Annotated in this window: 11 protein-coding genes; 8 read left to right on the forward strand and 3 right to left on the reverse strand. The window is 75.2% G+C overall.

Annotated elements, in window-relative coordinates; all coding sequences use genetic code 11:
• Positions 1-11 precede the first annotated feature (11 nt).
• A complete protein-coding gene (locus ACFHW0_RS21370) occupies positions 12-1,244 on the reverse strand; it encodes an MFS transporter (protein WP_416610211.1) in 1,233 nt (410 codons plus the stop codon).
• Positions 1,245-1,524: 280 nt separating this feature from the next.
• Between ACFHW0_RS21370 and ACFHW0_RS21375 the strand changes: the two genes are divergently transcribed.
• From ACFHW0_RS21375 to ACFHW0_RS21410, 8 genes are read left to right on the forward strand one after another with little or no spacing between them, the layout of a single operon-like run.
• Positions 1,525-4,815: a non-ribosomal peptide synthetase gene (locus tag ACFHW0_RS21375; protein WP_416610213.1), complete on the forward strand. Its 3,291-nt coding sequence runs from the start codon at positions 1,525-1,527 to the stop codon at positions 4,813-4,815.
• A 38-nt stretch (positions 4,816-4,853) separates the two neighbouring features.
• A complete protein-coding gene (locus tag ACFHW0_RS21380; protein ID WP_416610215.1) occupies positions 4,854-11,393 on the forward strand; it encodes an amino acid adenylation domain-containing protein in 6,540 nt (2,179 codons plus the stop codon).
• A complete protein-coding gene (locus ACFHW0_RS21385) occupies positions 11,390-13,837 on the forward strand; it encodes a beta-ketoacyl synthase N-terminal-like domain-containing protein (RefSeq protein ID WP_416610216.1) in 2,448 nt (815 codons plus the stop codon). Before ACFHW0_RS21380 ends, ACFHW0_RS21385 begins: the two co-directional genes overlap by 4 nt.
• Positions 13,838-13,841: 4 nt before the next feature.
• Positions 13,842-14,861 carry an LLM class flavin-dependent oxidoreductase gene (locus ACFHW0_RS21390; RefSeq protein ID WP_416610217.1) on the forward strand — a complete coding sequence of 340 codons (1,020 nt, stop codon included), beginning with the start codon at positions 13,842-13,844 and terminating at the stop codon, positions 14,859-14,861.
• Positions 14,858-16,453 carry an MBL fold metallo-hydrolase gene (locus tag ACFHW0_RS21395; protein WP_416610219.1) on the forward strand — a complete coding sequence of 532 codons (1,596 nt, stop codon included), beginning with the start codon at positions 14,858-14,860 and terminating at the stop codon, positions 16,451-16,453. The genes ACFHW0_RS21390 and ACFHW0_RS21395 overlap by 4 nt, the downstream gene beginning before the upstream one ends.
• Positions 16,450-20,040, forward strand: coding sequence for a CocE/NonD family hydrolase (locus ACFHW0_RS21400; protein ID WP_416610221.1), 3,591 nt, complete (start codon positions 16,450-16,452; stop codon positions 20,038-20,040). The genes ACFHW0_RS21395 and ACFHW0_RS21400 overlap by 4 nt, the downstream gene beginning before the upstream one ends.
• Positions 20,037-21,338: an aspartate aminotransferase family protein gene (locus ACFHW0_RS21405; RefSeq protein ID WP_416610223.1), complete on the forward strand. Its 1,302-nt coding sequence runs from the start codon at positions 20,037-20,039 to the stop codon at positions 21,336-21,338. Before ACFHW0_RS21400 ends, ACFHW0_RS21405 begins: the two co-directional genes overlap by 4 nt.
• A gap of 16 nt (positions 21,339-21,354) precedes the next feature.
• On the forward strand, positions 21,355-21,567 hold the full coding sequence (locus tag ACFHW0_RS21410) for an MbtH family protein (RefSeq protein WP_370040316.1): 213 nt from the start codon (positions 21,355-21,357) through the stop codon (positions 21,565-21,567).
• 150 nt (positions 21,568-21,717) lie between these two features.
• Here the strand turns inward: ACFHW0_RS21410 and ACFHW0_RS21415 are convergent, their stop codons facing one another.
• Together ACFHW0_RS21415 and ACFHW0_RS21420 are read right to left on the reverse strand one after the other, a co-directional pair.
• Complete coding sequence (locus tag ACFHW0_RS21415; protein WP_416610224.1) at positions 21,718-24,006, reverse strand: condensation domain-containing protein; 2,289 nt, start codon at positions 24,004-24,006, stop codon at positions 21,718-21,720.
• The coding region (locus ACFHW0_RS21420) for a phosphopantetheine-binding protein (RefSeq protein ID WP_416610227.1) at positions 24,003-24,465 on the reverse strand (463 nt) is incomplete at its 5' end. The genes ACFHW0_RS21415 and ACFHW0_RS21420, both read right to left, overlap by 4 nt.

A 24,465-nucleotide genomic window follows, 5' to 3' on the forward strand; every position in this document is an offset into this window, starting at 1 on the left:
GGTCGCCGGGTTCACACCGTGGCGGGTTGTGCGGCGGGGACTCTTGCGGGCAGCTGACGCACGGACCGCGCGGAGAAGGTCGCGACGGTCACCAGACCGAGCACCCCGCCGGCGATGACCAGCGTCTGGGCGACGCCGATCCGGTCCGCGACCGGGCCGACGACGGCCAGGCAGAGCGGGCCGAGCACGAACGAGCCCATGGCGTCGTACGAGCTGATCCGCGACAGCGCCTCGTTGGGCACGTGGTTCTGCAGGGCGGTGTCCCACAGCACCTCGAAGATGTCGACGCAGACGCCGTTGACGAGCATCGAGGCAGCGATCAGCCAGACCGGCGCGCCGGCCGCGATCAGCGCGAACGGCGGGAGGAAGCCGAAGGTGGCCAGCACCGCCACCCGCATCGGCCGGCGGGGGCGGATCCGCATCGCCACGAGGCTGCCGCCGACCAGGCCCACGGCCTGCGCGGTGACGATCACCGACCAGGCGGTGGCGCCGCCCAGCTGTTCCTTGGCGGTCAGCGGGCCGAGCACGTAGATCGCCGAGAAGCATCCGTTGACGAACGCGAACTGCACGACCACCAGCCAGACCCAGGACCGGGAGCTGAACTCCCGCCAGCCCTCCCGCAGGTCGGCGAGCATGGTGCCGGTGGCGGCCCGGCCGGGGTGGGACACCCGGACGCCGGCCAGCAACAGGGCCGAGCCGAGGAAGGTGGCGGCGGGCACCGCCAGCGCCCAGCCGGCGCCGAGGGCCGCCACGAGCACGCCGGCCAGGGCCGCGCCGCCGATGGTGGTGCTGTTGCGGGACAGCCGCAGCAGCGCGTTGGCCGACTGGAGCTGCTCCCGGGCCACCACCTGCGGCACCACGCCGCGGGAGGCCGGCAGGAAGAGCGCGGCGGCGGCGCCGTTGACGGCGGACAACGCGATCACGACCGGCAGCGAGGGCCGGCCGCTGACGAACACCACGGTCAGGACCGCCTGCGCGGCGAAGGCCAGCAGGTCGGAGCCCACCATCAGGCGGAAGCGGTTCATCCGGTCGGCGAGGACGCCGCCGAACAGCAGCAGCGCGACCTGCGCCAGCGACCGGGCGGCGAGCACCAGACCGAGGTCGGTGGCGGAGCCGCCCGGCGCGTCGAGGACGGCGAAGGCCAGCGCCACCGGGATCACGGCGCTGCCCAGCAGCGACAGCGTGCGGGCCAGGAAGAGCATCCGGTACGACCGGTCGGCCAGGATCCGGAGGTCGTCGCGCACCTGGCATCACCTCCGGTCGGCCGGTCGAACGGGTCGCGTGCCGGCGCACCGGCGGTGTCACGAGCGTGCCCATCATGTGGCAGGGAAACGGGTTGCCCAACCCCTAGGACTCTGAACAGATGTCGTGAATTGTGAGGTCAAACCCCTATAACGGCGTCGTTCGCTGACTACACGCTCAGTCGCCTGGTACAGATCGATCATCGGCACCCGCATCGGTGCGGCGCGCGCCCGGCGGTGATCCCGGCCGCGGACCGGAGCACCGACGGACATCGGAGGACCAGTGGGACGGCAGGAGCATCCGGTCGCGAGTGACGTCACGCAACGCGTGGCGCGGCTGTCCAGTTCGGCGCGGGCGCTGCTCGACGAGCGGCTGCGCGCCGGCCGCTCCGAGCCGGCACCCGGCGGCACCGTCATCCCCCGGTTGGACGCCGCCGAGGCACCGCTGTCGTTCGCCCAGGAGCGGCTGTGGTTCATCGAGCGCCTGGAGGACGACGCCGTCCACCACAACGACGCCACCCTGCTGATCCTGACCGGCGAGCTGGACCAGGTCGCGCTGCGCCGCAGCATCGAGGAGGTCGTCCGCCGGCACGAGATCCTGCGTACCGCCTTCCGCCAGCTCGGCGAGCGGGTCGTGCAGGCCGTCACGCCGCCCGCCCCGCTGGGCATCGACGTGGTCGACCTGCCCGGCGCCACCGCGCGCCCCGACGACCCGGTCCTGCGGGCCGCCGTCGAGCGGGAGATGCGGGTTCCGCTCGACCTGGCCGCGGGCCAGAGCATGCGGGCGGTGCTCTACCGGATCGCCCCGGACGTGCACGTGCTCGGGGTCACCGTGCACCACCTCGTCTGCGACCTGTGGTCGTTCACCATCTTCTGCCGCGAGCTGGCCGCCACGTACGCCGCCTTCGCCTCCGGCGCCGCGACGGCGGACCTGCCCGAGCTGCCGATCCAGTACGCCGACTACGCGGCCTGGCAGCGCACCGCGGTCGGCGAGGAGCGGATGGCGGCGCACCTGCGCGAGCGGGTCGACGAGCTCGCCGGCGTGCCACCCCTGCTCACCCTGCCCACCAGGGGCCCCCGGCCGGCCGTGCAGCAGTTCGTCGGCGCGTCCGAGTGGTTCCGGATCGGCGCCGCCGACGCCGAGCGGATCCGCGCGCTCGGCCAGGGCCAGGGCGCCACCATGTTCATGACCCTGCTCGCCGCCTTCAGCGTGCTGCTCGCCCGGCACAGCGGCCAGCGGGACATGGTCGTCGCCAGCCCCATCGCCACCCGCGAGCAGGACGAGCTGGAGCACCTCATCGGCTGCTTCCTGAACATGATCGTGGTGCGGGCCGACCTGTCCGGCGAACCCACCTTCGCCGAGCTGGTGGGCCGGGTCAAGGCGGCCTCGCTGGACGCGTTCCGGCACCGCGACGTGCCGTTCGAACGCCTCGTCGCCGCGTTGCGGCCGGAACGCAGCCGCAGCCACCAGCCGCTCGCGCAGGTCGCCTTCGTGCTCCAGAACGTGCCCACCAGCCGGCTGGACCTGCCGCGGCTGCGGGTCGACGTCCACCAGATGGAGACCGGCCGGTCCCGGATGGACCTGTCGATGAGGATCACCGAGACGGCCGACGGGCTGGCCGGTGAGATCGAGTACGACACCGGCCTCTTCACCGCCGACGCGGTGCGCGACATGGCCCGGCAGTTCGAGCTGCTGCTCGTCGAGGCGGCGCGGGAGCCCGACACGAGCGTGTGGCGGCTGCCGCTGCTCGACGACGCGCAGCGCCACCGGATCCTGCACGAGTGGAACGACACCGCCGCCGACCTCGGTCCCGAGGCGCTCGTCCACCGCCTCGTCGAGGCGCAGGCGCGGCGCACCCCGGACGCGGTCGCGGTCGTCGAGGGCAACGTCCGCACGACGTACCGCGAACTCGACGAACGGGCCAACCGCCTGGCGCACCACCTGCGCGACCTCGGTGTCGGCGTGGAGGACCCGGTGGCGGTGTGCCTGCCGCGCTGCACCGCCGAGGTGGTGGCGATCCTGGCGGTGCTCAAGGCCGGCGGCTACCACCTGCCGGTCAACCCGCGCGACCCGCAGGCCCGCCGGGACGCGCTGCTCGGGCAGGTCCGCCCGGCGGTCGCGATCTCCGCCGGGGACCTGTGCGACGAGGTGTGGAGCCCCGGCCGGCGGATCATCGACCTGGACGGGGAGTCGTCGCTGACCGGCACGTGCCCCGCCACCGACCCCGCCGTGCCGCTGCACCCGGACAACCTCGCCTACACGCTGTTCACCTCCGGCTCCACCGGGCAGCCCAAGGGCGTGCAGGTCACCCACCGCGGGTTCACCAACCGGATGCTGTGGGCCCAGCGCAACTTCCCGCTCGGCCCGGACGACCGGGTGCTGCGCAAGGCGGCCTGCACCTTCGACGTCTCGCTGGACGAGCTGTTCCGGGCCCTGTTCAACGGCGCGGCCAGCGTGCTGATGCCCGAGACGGCGACCTTCGACCCGCGCCGGCTGGCGGGGGTCATCGCCCAGCACGGCGTGACCGACGCCGACTTCGCGCCGACCGCCCTGCGCGAGGTGCTGCTCAGCGCCGACGCCGCGGACCTGAAGTCGCTGCGGCGGATCGTCTCGGGCGTGGAGGAACTCACCCCCGAGACGCAACGGCTGGTCTTCGACCGGCTCGACGTCACCATGTTCAACCTGTACGGCCCGACCGAGGTGTCGGTCTCCTGCACCGCCTGGCCGTGCGACCCCGCCGACGAGCGGCCGTTCGTCCCGATCGGCCGTCCGATGGCCAACGTCCGGGTGTACGTGCTCGACGAGGCGATGCAGCCCGTACCGCCGGGTGTGGCGGGGGAGGTTCACGTCGGCGGCCCAGGGCTGGCCCGGGGCTACCTCGACAACTCCGCCCTGACCGCGGAGCGGTTCCTGCCCGACCCGTTCGCCGGCACGCCCGGCGCCCGCGTCTACCGCACCGGCGACCTGGCCCGGTTCGGGCCGGACGGCGTCCTGGAGTTCCTCGGCCGGGGCGACGGGCAGCTGAACCTGCGCGGCTACCGCATCGAGCCGGGCGAGGTGGAGTCCGCGCTGCGCCGCCACCCGGCGGTCCGCGAGGCCGTCGTCGTCGTACGCCGGGACCCGCCCGCCAGGGACGCCCGGCTGGTCGGCTACGTCGTCGGCGACGACCTGCCGGGCACCGCGGACCTGCGGGCCCACCTGCGCCGGCGGCTGCCGGACTACCTGGTGCCGGCCGCCTTCGTCAGGCTGCCCCGGCTGCCGCTGACCAACCACGGGAAGCTCGACGTCGCGGCGCTGCCACCGCCGGGGCAGGGCGAGCCCGCCGCCGCCGGGACCGACGGGCCGCGTGACGAGCGCGAGCGGGTGCTCCTGGACATCTGGTGCGACGTGCTCGGGCGCGAGGGCATCGGCATCCACGACGACTTCTTCGACCTCGGCGGCGACTCCCTCACGGCCACCCGGATCGTGGCCCTGGCCGGCGCGAAGCTGGGGGCGGACGTCGAGGTGGCGGTGATCTTCGACGCGCCGACGGTCGCGGAGCTGGCCGCCCGGCTCGCGCCCGGGCAGCCGTGACCCCCGGTCGGACCCCTGCGCAGCGAGTGGAGAGCCTGATGACCGAGCACGCCGGCGCGTTGACCCACGAGGCGACGGGCGTCGTCAACCTGGGCGCCGCCCTGTCCCACCAGGCGCGGGTCCAGCCCGGCAGCCCCGCCCTGCACCTGGTGGCCGAGGACGGCTCGGCCGACACGGTGGACTACGCGACGCTCGACGCCCGGGCCCGCCGGGTCGGCGCGGCCCTGGCCGGGCACTGCCGCCCCGGTGACCGGGTGCTGATGCTCGTCGGGGCGGGGGTCGACTTCCTCGCCGGCTTCTTCGGTTGCCTCTACGCCGGCACCGTGCCGGTCCCGCTGGCCGCGCGGCTCAACCGGGCCAGCGCCCCGGTCGTCGGGCGGATCCTCGACGACGCGCAGGCCACCGCGGTGCTGGCGGCCCGCGCGGTCACCAGCGCGGTCGACCTGGGCACGCTCATGCCCGGTCGCCGGCTGCCGGTCCTGGAGATCGAGTCCCTCGACGCCGCCCCCACCGGTTGGCAGCCGGCGGTGGCCGAGGGCGGACTGGCGTTCCTCCAGTACACCTCGGGCACCACCAGCACCCCCAAGGGGGTGATGGTCAGCCACGCGAACCTGCTGGAGAACCTGCGGGCCATCCGCCGCTCCTTCGGCTTCGACGACGCGACGGTGATGGCCTCCTGGCTGCCCCCGCACCACGACATGGGCCTGATCGGCACCCTGCTCACCCCCGTCTACCTCGGGGTGCCGACGGTGCTGATGGACCCGGCGACGTTCATCCGCACCCCGGTGCGCTGGCTCCAGGCGATCAGCCGGTACCGGGCCACCATCAGCGGCGGGCCCAACTTCGCCTACGACCTGTGCGTACGCAAGGTCGCCGAGGCCGACCGCGCCGCCCTCGACCTCAGCTCCTGGCGGGTGGCCTTCAACGGCGCCGAGCCCGTACGCGCGGCTACCCTGCGCGCCTTCGCCGAGGCGTTCGCCCCGCACGGTTTCGACGAGCGGGCCTTCCTGCCCTGCTACGGGCTGGCCGAGGCGACGCTGCTGGTCGCCGGGCGGGCCCGGCCGCAGCGGCCCGTCGTGACCACGGTGGCCGACCCGGAACCCCACCGTCCCGGCACGGAGGTGGTCGGCTGCGAGATCCTGCCCGAGGCGGAGGTCCGCATCGTCGACCCGACCGGCCACCCGGTCCCGGACGGCACCGCCGGCGAGATCTGGGTGCGTGGCGGCAGCGTCGTCGACGGGTACTGGAACCGGCCGGAGGAGTCCGCGCGGACCCTGCACGCCACCCTCGGCGGCGACCCCGATGACGGCCCCTACCTGCGCACCGGCGACCTCGGCTTCCGGCAGGACGGTCACCTCTACGTCCGTGGGCGGATCAAGGAGACGGTGGTCGTCCGCGGCCAGAACCACTACCCGGACGACATCGAGCAGACCGTCCGCGCCGCCTGCCCCCGCCTCGGCGGGCGGATCGCGGCGTTCGGCGTGGACGTCGCCGACGACGGCCACGGCGTCGGCGAGGCCGTGGTCCTGTGGTACGAGACCCGCTCCGACCGGGCGTCGGACGAGGCACCGGCCATCGCCGAGGCGGCCCGCCGGGCCGTGGTGACCGTCCACGGCCTGGACCTGCACCGGGTGCTGGCCGTACCGCCCGGCACGATTCCCGTCACCACCAGCGGCAAGACCCGGCGCGGCGACTGCGCGCGGGCGTACGCCGCGGGCAGCGCCACGATCGTCGCGGACGACCCCCTGCGTCCGGCGGCGCGCCCCGCCCCGGCCGTCGCACCGGCGCAGGCGCAGCGGCTGCGCGCCCTGGCCGGCGGGCTGCTCGACGTCGACCCGGAGCGGATCGACCCGGAGCGTTCCCTGCCGGAACTCGGGTTCGACTCGCTGCGGGCCGTGGAACTGCAACACCTGATCGAGGGGGAGTGGGGCGTCCGCCCGGCCCTGACCGACCTGCTGGGCGACAGCACGGTGGCCGAACTGGCCGCCGCGCTGCCGTCCGCGCCCGCGCCGGCCGACCCGCCGGCCGCCCCGGCCGCCGCCGACCGGCCCTACCCGCTGTCGTACGGCCAGCGCGCGATCTGGTTCCAGGGCGCCCTCGCCGAGGACCCGGCCAACCTCAACCTGTGCCGCGCGGTGACCGTCGACGGCGTGCTGGACGCCGCGGCGCTGGCCCGCGCCGTCCGCGACCTCGGCGTCCGGCACCCGGCCCTGCTCACCCGCTACGACGACGCCGGCGCCGAGGTGACCCAGCGGGTGGCCGACGACGCCGAGGTGACGCTGGAGGTGCGCGACGCGGCGGGCTGGCCGGCGGGCCGGCTCGACGGGGAGATCGAGGCGGAACTCGGCGTCGGCTTCGACGGCCCGCCCCTGCTGCGCGCCGTGCTGTTCCGGCACGCGGCCGACCACCACACGCTGCTGCTGTGCACCCACCACAGCGTCATGGACGTGTGGTCGCTGGCGGTGCTGGTCGAGGACCTGGCGACCGGCTACGGCCGGCACGCCGCCGGGGACGACGCGGCACCGCCCGCACCCACCGCCCACCCGGCCGAGTTCGTCGCCTGGCAGCGCTCCTTCCTGGACGCTCCGGCCGGCCGGGAGCTGACCGCGACGTGCCAGGCCCAGGTCGCCGACCTCGTGCCGCTGGACCTGCCGACCGACCGGCCCCGCCCGTCGGTGCGTACCTTCCGGGGCGCCGCCCACGCCTTCCGGCTCGACGCCGACCTCTGCGCCGGGATCGACGCGCTCGCCGCGTCGTGCGGGGTCAGCCGCACCGCCGTGCTGTTCGCCGGCTACGCGGCGGTGCTGTCGCGCTACGCCGGCCAGGCGGCGTTCCCGCTGGGCTTCGTGCACGCCGGCCGGGTCCGCGGCCGCTTCGCCGACCTGGTCAGCTACCTGGTCAACCCGCTGCCGGTGCCGGTGGACCTGTCCGCCGACCCGGAGTTCGGCGCCCTCGCGCGGGCGGCCCACGACGCGGTGCTGGCCGCCTCCGACCGCGCCGAGGTGCCGTTCGGACGGATCGTCGAGGGGCTCGGGCAGGCCGCCGACGCCAGCCGCGGCGCGCTGCTCAGCGCGGCCTTCGCCTACCAGCACGGCCGCGGCACCGACCGGCTCGGGCTCACACCGATGGTGCTCAACCACGAGGGGGCGCTGGGGGACTGGGCCGGGCTGCGGGTGCGCAGCCGGCCGGTGCGGCAACGGGCCACCTACTACGACCTCTCGCTCTACCTGGGCGAGCACGGCGGCGAACTGCTCGGCACCTTCGACTACAGCACCGACCTGTTCGACGCCGACACCATGGGCGTGCTGGCCGAGGCGCTGACCGTGCTGCTGTCCGCGGCCGTCGCGGCGCCGGCGACCCCGGTCGGCGCCCTGCCGCTGCTCGGCGCCGAGCAGCGCCGGCAGGTGCTGGTGGAGTGGAACGACACCACGGCCGACTACGACACCGACCGGTGCGCGCCCGAGATCGTCGCCGAGCAGGCCCGCCGGACCCCGCACGCGCCGGCCGCGATCGACGACACCACCCGGCTCACCTACGCCGAGCTCAACGCGGCGGCGAACCGGCTCGCCCACCGGCTGATCCGGCTGGGCGCCGGCCGGGGCACCCGGGTCGGCCTGCTGGTGCCCCGCTCCACGGTCAGCCTCACCGCCGTGCTGGCGATCCTCAAGACCGGCGCCGCCTACGTGCCGCTCGACCCGTCGTACCCGGTGGACCGGCTGCGGTTCATGCTCGCCGACTCCGGCGCCCGGCTGCTCGTCGCCGCCCCCGGCGCGGCCGGCGGCCTCCCCGAGGTCGAGGTGGTCGACCCGGCCGAGGAGTCGCTCGCGGCCGAGGACGACCGCGACCCGCGGCCGACGGCCCACCCCGACGACGTGGCCTACGTCGTCTACACCTCCGGGTCCACCGGCACCCCGCAGGGCGTACTCGGCCTGCACCGGGGCATCGTCAACCGGCAACGGTGGATCATGGACCGCTTCCCGGTGGGGCCGGACGAGGTGGGCAGCCACAAGACCTCGCTGAGCTTCTTCGACTCCGGCGGCGAGATGTTCCTGCCGCTCTTCGCCGGCGCCCCGGTCGTCGTGGTGCCCGAGGACGTCGGACGCGACCCGGTCCGCCTGGTCGACCTGCTCGCCCGGCACCGGGTCACCCGCCTGGTGGCCGTACCGTCGTTGCTGCGGGCCATCCTCGACGGCGTCGCCGACGCCGCCGAGCGCCTGTCGGCGCTGCGCTACTGCCACTCCAGCGGGGAGGCGCTCACCCCGGACCTGGCCGCGCGGTGGCTGGCGGCCCTGCCCGGCTGCGTCCTGGTCGACCTCTACGGCTCGTCGGAGATCTCCGCCGACGTGACCCTGGACGTGGTCACCGGCCCGGAGCGGGTCGGCAGCGTCGGGCGGCCGATCGGCAACACCCGGATCTACGTCCTGGACGAGGCCATGCGGCCGGTGCCGCCCCGCTTCGCCGGCGAGGTGTACGTCGGCGGGGCCGGCCTGGCCCGTGGCTACCTCGACCAGCCGGCATTGACGGCGGCGCGGTTCCTCCCCGACCCGTACGGGGCCGGTGGGCGGCTGTTCCGCACCGGCGACCGGGGCCGGTGGAGCCACGACGGGCGGCTGGAGTTCCTGGGCCGGGCCGACCACCAGGTGAAGGTCCGCGGCTTCCGGATCGAGCTGGGCGAGATCGAGGCGACGCTGCGGGCCCACCCCGGGGTCGCCGCCGCGGTGGCCGCGCTCGCCCAGGCGCCGGGCGGCGGCGAACAGCGGATCGTCGCGGCCGTCGTGCCCCGGGGTCGGGGCGACTCGTCCCGGCCGGCGCCGGCCGGGTCGGACCCGGGCGGGGCGCCGGCCACCACCCGGGTGTCGGACTGGCGGCTGCTCTACGACCGGATGTACACCGAGGCCGGTCCCGCCGAGGAGGCCCAGCAGGCGATCTGGACCAGCAGCTACACGGGCGCGCCGTTCACCGACGTCGAGATGGGCGAGTGGATCGACCAGGCGGTCCGGCGGATCCGGGAGCTGCGTCCCCGCCGGCTGCTGGAGCTGGGCTGCGGCACGGGCAACCTGACCCTGGCGCTGGCGCCGGACTGCGAGGCGTACGTCGGCACGGACTTCTCCGCCGCCGGCCTCAAGGTGCTCGAACAGCGGCTCGACGCCGAGGGGGTGGACCGGGACACGGTCACGTTGCTGCTGCGCGAGGCCGACGACCTCACCGGCATCGAGGCCGGCAGCTTCGACACCGTGGTGCTGCACTCGGTGACCCAGTACTTCCCGAACCACGACTACCTGCGCGGGGTGCTGCGCGCGGCGGTCACCGCGGCCTCGCCGGGCGGGCGGATCTACCTCGGCGACGTACGCGACCTGGACCTGCTGGAGGTGTTCCACGCCTCGGTGGAGCTGGGCGCCGACCCGGAACCCGGGCTGACCGTCGCCGAGCTGCGCCGCCGCGTCGCCGCCCGGGTGCTCGCCGACGACGAGCTGGTGCTGGCCCCCGACCTGTTCCTCACCGCGCCGGACTGGCTGCCCGGGGTGACCGGGGCGGAACTGCACCTCAAGCGAGGCCGGCAGGCCAACGAGCTCAGCGCGTTCCGCTACGACGTCGTCCTGCACGTGGGCGCCGCCCCCGACGGCGACGCCGCCGGGCCGGTCGAGCCGGTGCGGCTGAACTGGACGGGCGACGGGCTGGACGTCGCCCGGTTGCGGAGCCTGCTGCGCGGCAACCGCAACCGGCCGGTGGAGGTGCGCGACGTGCCGAACGCGCGGCTGGTCACGGTCGCCGGCCCCGTACGCCGGCTGGCCGGTCTCGCCGACGCCGACCCGGTGACCCGCCCGCTCGGCGAGCTGCCGCCCGGGGTCGACCCGGAGGACTGCTGGAGCATCGGCGAGGCGCTGGGCCGGCGGACCGCCGTGGTGCCGTCGACCGCCCGCGACCCGTACGCGATGGACCTGCGGTTCTGGCCCGCCGCCCGACCGGACGACGCGGTCGCCTGGACCCCGCCGGGGACCCGGCGCGCCGACTGGTCGGAGCTGGCCAACGACCCGCTGGGCGCGACCGCGCGGCGGGACCTGCTGCACGACCTGCGCACCCACCTGCGGCAGCGGCTGCCGGAGTTCATGGTGCCGCTGCTGCACCTGGTCGACGAGCTGCCCACCACGGCGACCGGCAAGGTGAGCCGGCGCGCCGTCGCGGCCGAGGCCACCGAGGCGCTGGCCCGGCTGGGCGCGGGCGCCACGACCCGGCAGCTCGCCCCGGCGGCCGGTGGGCTCCTGGCCCAGGTCACCGAGATCTGGCTGGACGTCCTCGGCGTCGGCGCCGTCGGGCTCGACGACAACTTCTTCGACGTCGGCGGCAACTCGCTGAGCCTGGTCCAGGTGCACATCCGCCTCCAGGAACTCCTCGGTCGGCAGTTCCCGCTGGTCGACCTCTACGAGCACACCACCGTGCGCAAGCTCGCCGAGCACCTCGGCGGGCCCGCGCGCCCGGCGACGGACCCGCCCGTCGACCCGGGGCCCGACCGCAACGAGCAGGTGGCCAACCGCCGCCGGCTGATGCGCCAGCGTATTCAGGAAGTGGGAAGTCGATGAGCAGCGAGATGGACATCGCCGTCGTGGGGATGAGCGGACGGTTTCCGGGCGCGGCGAACGTCGCCGAGTTCTGGGAGCTGCTCCGCGACGGCGTCGACGCCGGCCGCGAGCTGACCGCCGCCGAGCTGGACGCCGTCCCGGTCGAGGAACGCACCGATCCGGCGTACGTGCCGGTGTGGTCCGGCATCGAGGGCGCCGACCGGTTCGACGCGCAGTTCTTCGGCTACTCGCCGACGGACGCGATGCTGATCGACCCGCAGCACCGGATCCTGCTGGAGTGCGCCTGGGAGGCGTTGGAGGACGCCGGCTACGACAGTCGCCGCTTCCCCGGCGACATCGCCGTGTACGCCGGGTGCGGCCTGAACCAGTACCTGCTCTACCACCTGCTGCCCCAGCAGGAGCTGGTCGACTCCGCCGGCCGCCTCGGCATGGCCGTCGCCAGCGACAAGGACAACCTGGCCACCCGCATCTCGTACAAGCTCGACCTGACCGGGCCCAGCATGACGGTGCAGACCAACTGCTCCTCGGCCCTGGTCGGGCTGCACCACGCGATCAGCAGCCTGCTCGACTACCAGTGCGACATGGCGATCGTGGGCGCGGTCAGCGTCAAGAACCCGGTGCCCCGCGGCTACCGGCACGAGGCCGACGGCATCAACTCGCCCGACGGCCGCTGCCGGGCCTTCGACGCGGAGGCCGCCGGCTACCACCTGGGCGACGGCGCCGGCGTGGTGGTGCTGCGCCGCCGCGAGGACGCCGAGGCCGCCGGCGACCGGATCTACGCCCTGGTCAAGGGCTCGGCGGTGAACAACGACGGCGCCGGCAAGGTCAGCTTCGTGGCGCCCGGCCGGTCGGGCCAGGTGCGGGTGATCCGCCGGGCGCTGCGGGTCGCCGACGTCCCGCCGAGCTCCATCCAGTACGTCGAGGCCAACGGCAGCGGCACCCTGATGGGTGACTCGATCGAGGTGTCCGCCCTGGAGGAGGCGTACGGCGCCGCCGACGGCCCGGGCGCCGGGTGGGCGATCGGCTCGGTCAAGCCGAACGTCGGCAACCTCGACACCGCCTCCGGCGTGACCTCGCTGATCAAGGCGGTCCTCGCCGTCCACCACGGCGAGCTGCCGCCGTCGATCCACTACCGCAAGCCCAACCCGCAGACCTCGCTCGACCGGGGGCCGTTCCGCGTCAACGACATGCTGCGGGACTGGCCCGAGGCCACCGGGCCGCGCCGGGCGGCGGTCAGCTCGTTCGGGGTCGGCGGCACCAACGCGCACGTCATCCTCGAACAGGCGCCGCCGCCCGCGCCGCCGGGGCCGAACCCGCCGGCCGTGCTGCTCGCCGTCTCCGCGGCCGGCGGCGAGGCGCTGGCCGCCGCCGCCGGCCGGCTCGCCGAGCACGTCGGCAGCCACCCCGAGCAGGCGCTCGCCGACATCGCCTACACCAGCCAGGTCGGCCGGCGCGCGTTCCGGCACCGGGCCTTCGTGGTCGCCGCCGACGCCGACGAGGCGGCCCGCGCGCTGTCCGCCGTCGGCGCGGGCGAGGCGTCGCCGGAGGCCGCCACCGTCGCGTACGCGTTCGGCGCCACCTGCCCCGACCTGGCCGCGCTGTGCGACGCGTTGCCCCGGCTGCGGGCGGAGGTCGACCGGGTGGCCGGTGAGCTGGGCGTCGATCCGGGTGCCGGCGCGGCGGGGTCCGACGCCGCCACCGTCACCGGGCAGCTCGCGCTCGCCCGCCTGCTGGGCGCCTGCGGCGTGACCCCGGTCGCCGCCCACGGCGAGGGCCCGGGCGCCGTGACGGCCGCCGTCGTCGACGGCCGCTGGACGGTGGCGGAGGCCGGGCGCGCGCTGCGCGCCGGCACCCACCCGCCGGCGCCGGCCGGGGCACCGGCCCAGGCCGACCTGACGCTGGCCGTCGGCCCGGCCGAGGCGTCGACGCTGGCCCTGGCCGACGACGCCGGCAGCGTCCGTGGGCTGCTCGGCGCGTTCGGCGAGCTGTGGCGCCGGGGCGTCGAGGTGGACTGGGCCGCCCTGCACGAGGGCGCGTCGCGGCGTCGCGTCGGCCTGCCGACGTACCCGTTCCAGCGCTCGCGGCACTGGGTCGACCCGGTGGCCGTGGCGCCCGTGACCGGGCCGACGCCGGCGGCTCCGGCCGCCGACGCCCAGCCGGCCGCCGGCTCGGTCCTGGAGGAGGCGGTGGCCGCCGTGTGGCGCCGCCGGCTGGGGGTGGACCGGATCGGGCCGCACGACTCGCTGCTGATGCTCGGCGCGGACTCGCTCAGCGCCGCCCGGACGCTGCGGGACCTCGCCCAGGCCTTCCACGTCGAGCTGCAACTCGGCGTGTTCCTGCAGAACCCCACCGTCGCCGCGCTCGCCGAGGTGATCGACGGCAAGCTGCGCGAGGCGCAGGAGATCCGGGCCGCGCTCGCCGCGGTCACCGAAGAGGGAGCGTGAGGCCGTGCCCGACGTCAACTTCGTCACCGTGGTGCCCCGGGTCCGGGACCTGACCGCGTACGCGGACACGGCGATGTCCGTCATCCGCCGCACCGACGCGGCCGACCTCGACGGGGTGCTCATCTTCACCGGCAGCGGCGCGGTGCTGGACCCCTGGATCCTGGCGACCGCCGCGGCGGCCGGCACCACCCGGCTCAGCCCGCTGGTCGCGGTGAACCCCGTCTACCAGCACCCGTTCACCGCGGCCCGGATGGTCGCCTCGCTCGGCCTGCTCTACCAGCGGCGGATCGACCTCAACCTGATCACCGGCACCGCCGTGAGCGACCTGGACGCGCTGGGCGACCGGCTGGACCACGACGACCGGTACGCGCGCCTCGCCGAGTACGTCGAGATCATGATGGGGGTGCTGGGCAGCCGCCGCCCGTTCAGCTTCGACGGGCGGTTCTACCAGGTGTCCCGGTTGCAGCTCACGCCCGGCCTGCCCGCGCACCTGCTGCCTCGGCTGTTCGTCGCGGGACAGTCCCCGGCCGCCCGCGAGGTCGCCGAGCGGGTGGGCGCCACCAGCATCCAGATGCTGACGGCGGCCCGGCCCGACGCCGGCGGCGCGCCGGGCGCGCTGAACTTCGGGCTGCTGACCCGGGCGACGGCGGAGGAGACCGAGCGGGCCGCCGAAGCCCGCTTCCCGGAGGACCCGGACGGCGCGAAGATCACCGCGGTCACCATGGCCAACACCGACTCCGTCTGGAAGCAGCGGCTCTTCGCCGAGGCGGAGGCCGGCCACGGCGCCGTCACCGTCGACCCGGCGTACCGGCTCGCGCCGTTCCGCTCCGGCCAGGCGGACGGGCCGTACCTGGTGGCCGACCACGCCGGCGCCGTCGACCGGCTGCTGGGCATGGTCCGGGCCGGGGTACGCACCTTCGTGCTGGACACCCCCACCGACGACGAAGACTTCCACAACCTCGCACAGGTCGTCCGGACCGTCCGTGACCGACTGCGGGTGGACCCGACCGAGGGAGAGCGATGAACCCGCCTTTCGCCAGCCACGACCTCGTCCACGCCCGGCCCAACCTGGCGCTGGAACCGCTGATCCACCGGTACTACGCCTGGCTGAACCTGGTCTCGCCGGTGCCGGCGGCGATGAACTTCGCCAAGCTGCACGTGCCGCTGCTGCGCTCCTTCCTCGACGCGCCGGCGCTGCACCGCCGCTCGGCCCGCGACCCCAAGCTGCGCGGCGGCATGTTCGTCGACCTCGAGGACGACCAGCTCGACGGGGTGTCCGAGCTGGCGGGCCGGCTCGCCGACGGGCCGATGCCCGAGCTGTCGGCGGCCATGGACGAGCTGACGGTCAACCTGGAGAAGCTCGCCGACGGCTTCGACCTGACGCCCCGCTACGGCGAGATCCCGCCGGCCCTGCGCGGCTACGTCGAGCTGGTCTACGACCTCAACGACCACGCCCGGATCCGGCTCGCCGAGCGGATGCTCTACCGGTCGCGGCACTTCGACGAGACCGCCCACTCGGTGGACCTGTCGCTGGCCACCGGCGACGAGCGGCCGTTCGCGATGACCACCCCGCGGTTCCCCGGCAACGGGCACGTGCAGGCCACCATGCCGCTGCGCGATCCCCGCATCGACCTGCTCTTCTCGACCATGACCACGGCCCGACCCTTCGGCGAGCTGCGGGAGGCGTTCGACGTCTCCGACGCCGACCTGGCCACCTTCAGCGGGCTGTTCTCCGCCGAGCCGGGCGGGAGCCCGGACCGCAACCTGGACGGCCCGGGGCTGCGGGTGCGCTACTTCGGGCACGCCTGCGTGGTGGTGCAGTCCGGCCCGGTCACCGTGATGACCGACCCGTTCCTGTCCGACGCCCTGGGCGACGGCGACCGGTACGCCTACGCCGACCTGCCCGACGTCATCGACTACGTGCTGATCACGCACGGGCACCAGGACCACCTCGAACTGGCCACCCTGCTGAAGCTGCGGCACCGCATCGGCACGGTCGTCGTGCCGAAGACCGCCGCCGGGGCGTTGCAGGACCCGTCGTTGCGGCTGTGCCTGGAGGCGCTCGGCTTCCCCAACGTGGTCGACGTGGAGCCGGGCGAGACCATCGAGCTGCCCGACGGCCAGATCGTGGTCTGCCCCTTCGTCGGCGAGCACTGCGACCTCGACATCGCCGCGAAGGTGACCTACTCGGTGCGCACCGGCGGGAAGAACCTCTACTTCGGCGCGGACAACCGCTGCGTGGACCCCGCGCTGTTCGGCCACATCCACGACATGATCGGCGACGTCGACATGGCCTTCCTGGGCATGGAGTGCGACGGCGCCCCGCTGTCCTGGATGTACGGTCCGCTCTTCTCCCGCCGCATCGACCAGAAGATGAGCCGCAGCCGCAAGCTCAACGGCTCCGACGCCGTCGAGGCGATGGGCATCGTGCGGCGGCTGCGGGCCCGACAGGCGTACGTGTACGCGATGGGCCGCGAGCCCTGGCTGGTGTTCGTCATGGCGACGAACTACACCGACGAGTCGTACCAGCTCAAGCAGATGGCGGAGTTCTTCCAGCGCTGCGCCGACGTCGGGGTGCCGGCGCGGGAACTCTACGGACGGGCCGACCTGGCATGAGCCGCAGCTGGACGTGCCAGTCCCGGTACGTGGCCACGCGCGACGGGACCCGGCTGGCGGCGTACGTCTTCCGGCCGGTCGGCCAGCGTGACCCCGCGCCCGTCGTCTGGGCCCACGACCGCTACCACCAGGTGTCGCCGCGCCCCGGGCGGGACGACTTCCTGGCCGTGGTGCGCGCCGAACTGGCGGACGTCGACCTCACCGACATCGAGGACCTCGGCGTGGCCGAGGTGGCCCCCGGGGAGGTGACGCTGCGGGCCTTCCCGGTCGCGCAGCGCCTGCTGGCCCGGGGCTACGTCGTGGTGGTGGTGGACAGCCGCGGTAGCGGCGCGTCGTTCGGCACCAGCGACGGCCCGTTCGGCACGGCCGAGGCGACCGACACGTACGACGTCACCGAGTGGATCGCCGCCCAGCCCTGGTGCGACGGCCGGGTGGGCATGTTCGGCCGCTCCTACCTCGGGGTGTCGCAGTACCTGGCGGCGAGCACCGCCCCGCCGCACCTGGTGGCGATCTTCCCGCAGATGGCGCTGTTCGACCTGTACCGCTTCGCCTGGGACGGCGGGGTGTTCCGGGACGACTTCGCCCGCGCCTGGGGCGAGGACGTGCGCGAACTCGACCTGCACGGTCCGGTCGCGCCCCTCGACGACGACCCGGACGGTCTCCTGCTGGCCGCCGCCCGCGAGCAGCACGTGGCGAACCGGGACGTCCGCACGATGTTCGCCGGCCTGCCCGGACGCGAGTCGCGGCTGACCGACACCGGCGAGGCGGCGTACCTGACCCGCAGCCCGTCGGCGCTGCTGGAGGCGATCAACGCCTCCGGGGTCGCCGTCTACCACCTGGGCGGCTGGCACGACGTCTGGGCGCGCGACGCGACCGAGTGGGCCGGCCGGCTGACCGTGCCGCATCGGGTGGTCATCGGCCCCTGGGCGCACACCGGCGGGGTGCTGGGCGGCGCCGGCTACAACCTGGCCGACGAGCACCTGCGCTGGTTCGACCACTGGCTGCGGGGCCGGGACACCGGGATCATGGACGGCCCGGCCGTCCGGTACCACGTGCTGGGCGCCGACGCGTGGCGTACCGCCCGGTCCTGGCCGCCGGAGCCGGCGACGACCGGCACGTGGCACCTCGGCCCGGCCGGCGAGCTGGGACCGGAACCCCGGGCCGGCGAGGCCCGCCGGTACGAGGTGGACTACGCCACCACCTCCGGCAAGACCAGCCGGTGGGCCAGCGGCTACGGCTCGCCCTTCCAACGGCCGGACCTGACCGACAACGACACCCGGGCGTTGTGCTGGACCTCCGACCCGCTGACCGAGGCGGTCGAGCTGGTCGGCGCCCCGGTGCTGCGCCTGGCGGCCCGGGTCACCGACGGCCCGGCGGACGTCTTCGCCTACCTGGAGTCGGTCGCCCCCGACGGCACCTCGCTGTACGTCACCGAGGGCTGCGGCCAGGTCGACGGCGCTCCCGGCGACTCCCGCCTGGAGATCGAGCTGCACCCGATCGCGTACCGGTTCGCGGCGGGCGAGCGGATCCGGCTGGCGATCACCGGGGCGGACGCCGACAACGCGCTGACCGTACCCCGGGACGTCGCGCCGGTGCTGACGGTGCGGCACGACGCCGACGCCGCCCCGACGCTGGAGCTGCCCCGCGCGGTGGCCCCCGAACGGCGGGACGCCGACGACGTCACGGCGCCGCTGTCGGTGGCGCAGCGGGCGATCTGGCTGGCCGAACAGGCCGGCACGAGCGGGGCGGCGTACCACCTCGACGCGGCGGTCGAGCTGACCGGACCGGTGGACGCCGGCGCGTTGCACGCGGCGGTCGACGAGATCGTCCGCCGGCACGAGGCGTTGCGGACCACCATCGTCGAGGTCGACGAGGAGCCGGTCCAGCGGATCCATCCCGCGGCGCCGCTGACCATCGCGCGCCTGGACCTCACCGACGCGCCCGCGGACGGCTGGGCCGGCGACGTACGGGTGACGGAGTTCCGGGACCGCCGGTGGGACCTCGGCCGGGAGTGGCCGATCCGGGTCGCGACCGTGCTGCTGCCCGCCGGCCGGACGGCGCTGCTGCTGGTGGTCCACCACGTCGCCGCCGACCCGACCGCGGCGGAGATCTTCTTCGCCGAACTGGCCCGGCTCTACCCCTCCTACGCGCTGGGGGAGCCCGTCCGGCTGCCGGACGTGCCGTGCCGGTACGCGGACGTGGCCCGCCGCCAGCAGGCCGAACTCGCCGGGCCCGGCACGGCCGAGCAGCTCGCCCGGTGGCGGCGCTACCTGGACGGGGCCCCGCAGGTGATCGCCCTGCCGACGGACCGGCCCCGACCGCCGGTGCTGGACCACCGGGGCGGGTCGGTGCGCTTCACCGTCGACGACGCCCTCGCCGCCCGGCTCGTGGCGGCGGCCGCCGCCGCGCGGACCAGCCCGTTCACGCTGCTGACCGCCGCGTTCGCCCGCACCCTCAACGCGTACGGCGCGGGCGACGACCTGCTGATCGGCACGCCGAGCCTGCAACGCGACGACGAGTCGACCCGCGACCTGATCGGCTGCCTGGTCAACCTGCTGCCGTTGCGGGTCCGGGTCGACCGGGACGCCACCGTGGCCCAGTTCCTGCACGACGTGCGGGGCAGCGTGCTGACCGCGCTGGAACTGCGCCGGGTCCCCTTCGACACGCTGGTGGGCGAGCTCCGGCCGCGCCGCGACCCGGCGGTCTCCGCGCTGGTGCAGGTCTGCGTCCGGTACGGCCGGGCGGTGCCGGACCGGTTCCGGCTCGGCGAGGTCGAGGCGGTCCGGCTGGAACCGCCGGAGTGGACGTCGGCGAAGTACGACCTGGCGCTGGCCGTGAGCCAGGTGGGCGAGGACCGGATGGTGGGCAGCCTGGACTTCCGGCTCGCCCTGTTCGACCGGGCCACCGTCCAGCGGATCCTCGACTCGATGCTGACCGTGCTCGACCAGCTCGTCGCCGACCAGGACCGGCGGGTGGGCGAGCTGTCCGCGATGCCCCGGCGGGAACTGCGCGCCGTGCTCGACGGCTGGAACCCGGCGCGGCTGCCGGACGCGCTGGCCGACCGGGACGACCTGCCGGCCGTGGCCCGCTGCTACGTCCTGGACGACCGCGTGCGACCCGTGCCGGTGAACACGCCGGGGCGGCTGTGGCTCAGCGGCACCGGCGACGTCGACGACCCGTACGCCGGGACGCCGGGCGCGCGGATGCGGGACACCGGGGCCACCGTGCGGTGGACCACGGCGGGGCGGCTGGACCTGGTGCCACCCGCGACGCCCGCCGGTGGGCCGGCAGCCCCGCCGGACCCGGTGACGACGGCGGGCCCGGCGACCACGGCGGGTCCGGCGACCGACGACGGCCGGTCCGAGGTGCTCGACCAGCTCGGGCAGATCTGGGCCGCCCTGCTCCAGGTCGACGGCGTCGACCCGGGGGACGACTTCTTCGACCTGGGCGGCGACTCGCTCTTCGCGATCCGCCTGATCAGTCGGATCCGCAAGGCGTACCAGGTCCGGCTCTCCCTGCAGGACGTGTTCGCGGCGCCGACCTTGGCCGAGCAGGTCGACCTGGTCCGTGAACGGCGCGCGTCGTGACCGGGCCCGTCTTCTATCCCTGGTCCGCTCAGGAGGAGATCGACCCGGTCCGCGTCGCCGGCGGCGCGGGCAGCTGGTTCTGGGACGACCGGGGCAACCGGTGGCTCGACCTGCACGCCCAGATGGGCAACCTGCACCTGGGCCACCAGCACCCGGCCCTGGTCGCGGCGCTGCGTGAGCAGGCCGGGCGGATGTGCACCATCGCGCCGTCGTTCGCGGTCGACATCCGCGACGAGGCGGCCCGCGCGATCGTCGAGGTCGCCCCGGGCGACCTGGAGACGGTCCTGTTCACCACCGGCGGCGCGGAGGCCGTGGAGCACGCGGTGCGGATGGCGCGGGTGGTCACGGGGCGGCCGAAGGTGCTCGCCGCCTACCGGTCCTACCACGGTGCCACGGCCGGTGCGCTGGCGTTGACCGGTGACCCCCGCCGCTGGCCGGTGGACACCGCCAGCGGCGGCGCCGTGCACTTCATGGGCCCGTACCCGTACCGCAGCGACTTCCACGCCGAGGACGCCGCGCAGGAGTGCGACCGGGCGCTGGAGCACCTGCGCCGGCTCGTCGGCTACGAGGGCCCGGACACGATCGCCGCGATCCTCCTCGAGCCGGTGGTGGGCAGCAACGGCGTGCTGGTGCCGCCGGACGGATACCTGGCCGGCGTCCGTCGGCTCTGCGACGAGCACGGGATCCTGCTGATCGCCGACGAGGTGATGACCGGCTTCGGCCGGTGCGGTCGGTGGTTCGCCGGCGACCTGTGGGACGTGGTGCCCGACCTCATGACCTTCGCCAAGGGGGTCAACTCCGGCTACGTGCCGGTGGGCGGGGTGCTGCTGTCCCGCGCGGTGGCCGCCCACTTCGCGCACCGCCGCTACCCCGGCGGGCTCACCTACTCCGGGCACCCGCTGGCCTGCGCCTCCATCGTGGCGGCGCTGCGGGTGCTGCGGGAGGAGAACCTGGTCGACCGGGCGGCCGTACTCGGCCGGGACGTGGTGGGCCCGGCGCTGGCCGAGCTGGCCGAGCGCCATCCGATCGTCGGCGACGTACGCGGCGTCGGCCTGGCCTGGGCCGTCGAGTTGGTCCGGGACCGCGCGACCCGCGAGCCCCTGGCGCCGTACGCGGCCCCGGGGACGCTGGCGCCCGAGATGGCCGCCGTGCTGGCGGCGTGCAAGCGGCAGGGTGTCTGGCCGCTGGCGGCGGGCAACCGACTGCACCTGTTCCCCCCGCTTACCATCACGGAGGCGGACCTGACCGACGGGATCGCCGGGATCGACCGGGCCCTGGCCATGGTTTCCGAGGTATGAGGAGAAGAAGATGACGGTGGAGCAGCCGGAGACGGCCGAGATCTGTCGGGTCGTGGTGAACGACGAGGAGCAGTACTCGATCTGGCCGGACGGGCGGGAGATCCCGGCGGGCTGGCGTGCCGAGGGCTTCGTCGGGCCGCGGGCCCGGTGCCTGGAGCACATCGACTCGGTGTGGACGGACATGCGCCCGCTGAGCCTGCGCCGGGCGATGGCGGCCGAGGCGCGGTAACGCGGACGGGAGGGCCGGCCGCCCGGGCGTGACCGTTCCGTCAGTGCCCGCCGGCCGTCCCGCCCACCGCCCGGACGCACCCGCCCTCGTGGGGCCGCCGGCCACCGCCGGGCGGCCCCACGCGCGCAACACCCGCCGGAGCGCCTGCGCTCACCGACCGTCCAGCGCGCGGGCCAGCCATCCGGCGATCCGCTCCACCGTGGGCCGGCGCAGCAGCGAGTAGTGGTCACCCTCGTACTCGTGCACGGTGGTCCGGGCGCCGACGTAGCGCTCCCAGCGCGGCTGCCAGCGCGGCGACGCGGATGCCTGGACGACGGTCACCGGCAGCTCCACGCCCTCCGGCCGGTACCCGGCCACGGCGGTGACGTGTCGGGCGAAGGTCTCCACCCGGCGGCGCACCTCGCGCACCGGCAGCGCCACCGGGGTCACCCCGGCGTCCACCAGCCACCGGCGCAGCAGCATCGTCTGCTCCTCGACGGACAGCGCGGCGAGCGTCGCGGCCGTCGGGGCCGGGTGGTCCCGGCCGAGGGACGCGGCGAGGTCCGCGGCGAACCGCGCCGCCATCGCGGCGTCGTCGGTCCCCTCGTCGGCCGGGCGCGCCTGCCCGGGCGCGGTGTCCACGACCACCAGCAGGTCGACGGCGCGCCCGGCCCGCACCAGTCGGCGGGACATCTCGTACGCCAGCAGGCCGCCCATCGACCAGCCGCACAGCCGGTACGGGCCGGCCGGCCAGCGGGCGAGAAGTGCGGCCAGGTACGACTCGGCGAGCGCGTCGATGGAGTCGCCGGTGGCGTCGCCGGCCGACTCGATGCCGACCAGATGGTACGCGGGCAGCAGCCGGGCGAGTTCGGCGTACGCGCCGACCGTGCCGCTGACCGGGTGCGGCAGGACCAGTGGCGGACGGTCCGTCGGCCCGCCGAGGTGCACCAGCGCGCCGGACGCCGTTCCGCCCGGCCGGGTACGCACCGTGGGCGGCGGGGGCGCCACGGGGACGCCCGGGGCCGGCACCGGCCGGCGCACCGGCAGCGTGCCGACGGTGGCCTGCGGGTCGGCGACGACCGCGCCCAGCAGCGCGACGAAGTCGTCGGCGACGGCGGCCATGTCCGCCGGGTCGAACAGCTCGTCGCGCCAGGTCCAGGCCGCCACGAGCCCGCCCGAGTCGTCCGTGAGGACGTCCAGCTGCACGTCGAACTTCGCCGTGCCGGTGTCGACGTCGATCCAGGCGGTGCTCAGGCCGGCGAGGCGGGGCGGGGGCGCGGGGCGGCCCTCCACGCTGAACGCGAACTGCGAGAACGGCATCCGGCCCGGCACCCGCGCCGGACGCACCTCGTCCACGATCCGTTCGAAGGGCACCGCCATGTGCGCGTACGCCCCGAGGGTCAGCTCCCGGACCCGGTCGACGACCTCGGCGAAGGTCGGATTCCCCGCCAGGTCGCCGCGCAGCACCACGGTGTTGACGAAGTACCCGATCCGGCTCTCGTCGGCCTCGCTCGTCCTGCCCGTCGTCGGCGACAGCACGGCGACGTCGCTGCTGCCGGTGCGCACGGACAGCAGCACCAGGTACGCGGCCAGCAGCGTCATGAACGGGGTGGCCCGCCGGGACCGGCCCAGCCGGGTCAGGGCCGTCGTCACGTCCTGGTCGAGCGGGACGTCCAGCCGCCGCCCGGCGGTCAACGCCCCGGCCGCCCGGTCGCGGACGCCGGGCAGGTCCAGGTCGGGCAGGCCGGCCAGCCGCTCACGCCAGTAGGCCAGTGCCGCGTCCGGGTCCTCCGGGTCGGCGAAGTCGTCCTCGTCGTCGTCCTCGTCGTCGGGCACCGGCGGATCGAGGTCCGGCACCTTCCCCGCCCGCAGCGCGTCGTACGCCGTGGCGAGGTGTTCCCAGAAGACCGGGCGGGACCCGCCGTCGAAGACGATGTGGTGCACGGTGACCGCGAGCAGGTGCTCGGCGGCCCCGCAACGGATCAGCACCGCCCGCAGCAGCGGGCCGTCGGCGAGGTCGAACAGCCCGTCGTGGGCCTTCTCCAGTTCCTGCCGGACCCGTTGCTCACGGGTCGCGGCGTCCGTGGTGCTCAGGTCGACGACCGGTAGCGGCACCGGCGCGCGGGGACCGATCCGCACGACCACCTCGTCGTCGACCATCGCGAAGGTGGCCCGGAGCAGCTCGTGCCGGTCCGTCACGGTGGCGAGCGCGCCGCGCAGGGCCGGCAGGTCCAGCTCGCCGGTCATCCGCACCACCGTCAGGATGTGGTACGCGGTGCTGGTCGGCTCCAGCTGTTGCAGGAACCAGAGCTGACGCTGGGCCACGGTGGCGGGATCGGTCGACGCGGCGGGCAGCCGCTCGCGCAGCAGCCGTACCAGCAGCCGCCGGTGCTCCTCCGCCGGCCAGCCGGGCGGCGGTCGCAGCAGCGCGGCGACCGGGTCGGGCGACGGGCCGCTCATCGCGGTGCTCCTGTCTCGTCGTACGGCTGGCCGGGCCGGGTGGCGGCGGCCAGCGCTCGTCGGGCCTGCTCCTCGGTGAGCGCGGCGACGGCCTCGCGCATGCCGGCGACGGTGTCCACCCAGCCGGGCCGGCGCTCGACGCGGCGCACCTCGTCGGCCAGGCCGGCGATCGTCGGGTCCCGGAACAGCGCCGCGACCGGCAGCTCGACCTCGAACGCGGCGGCGGCCTGCGCGGTGACCTGGGTGGCGAGCAGGGAGTGCCCGCCGAGGGCGAAGAAGTCGTCGCGGACGCCGATGCCCGCGACGGGGGTGCCCAGCACCGTCGCCCAGATCCCCGCGAGCTGTCGCTGTACGGCGTCGCCGGGCGGCTCGGAGCGGACCGTCGCGGGATCGGGTGCGGGGAGTGCGTTGCGGTCGATCTTGCCGTTGCGGGTGAGGGGGAGGTGGGGCAGGGCGATG

Origin of the sequence: Micromonospora sp. LOL_025 (assembly GCF_048060285.1) — a bacterium.
Taxonomy (GTDB): Bacteria; Actinomycetota; Actinomycetes; order Mycobacteriales; family Micromonosporaceae; genus Micromonospora.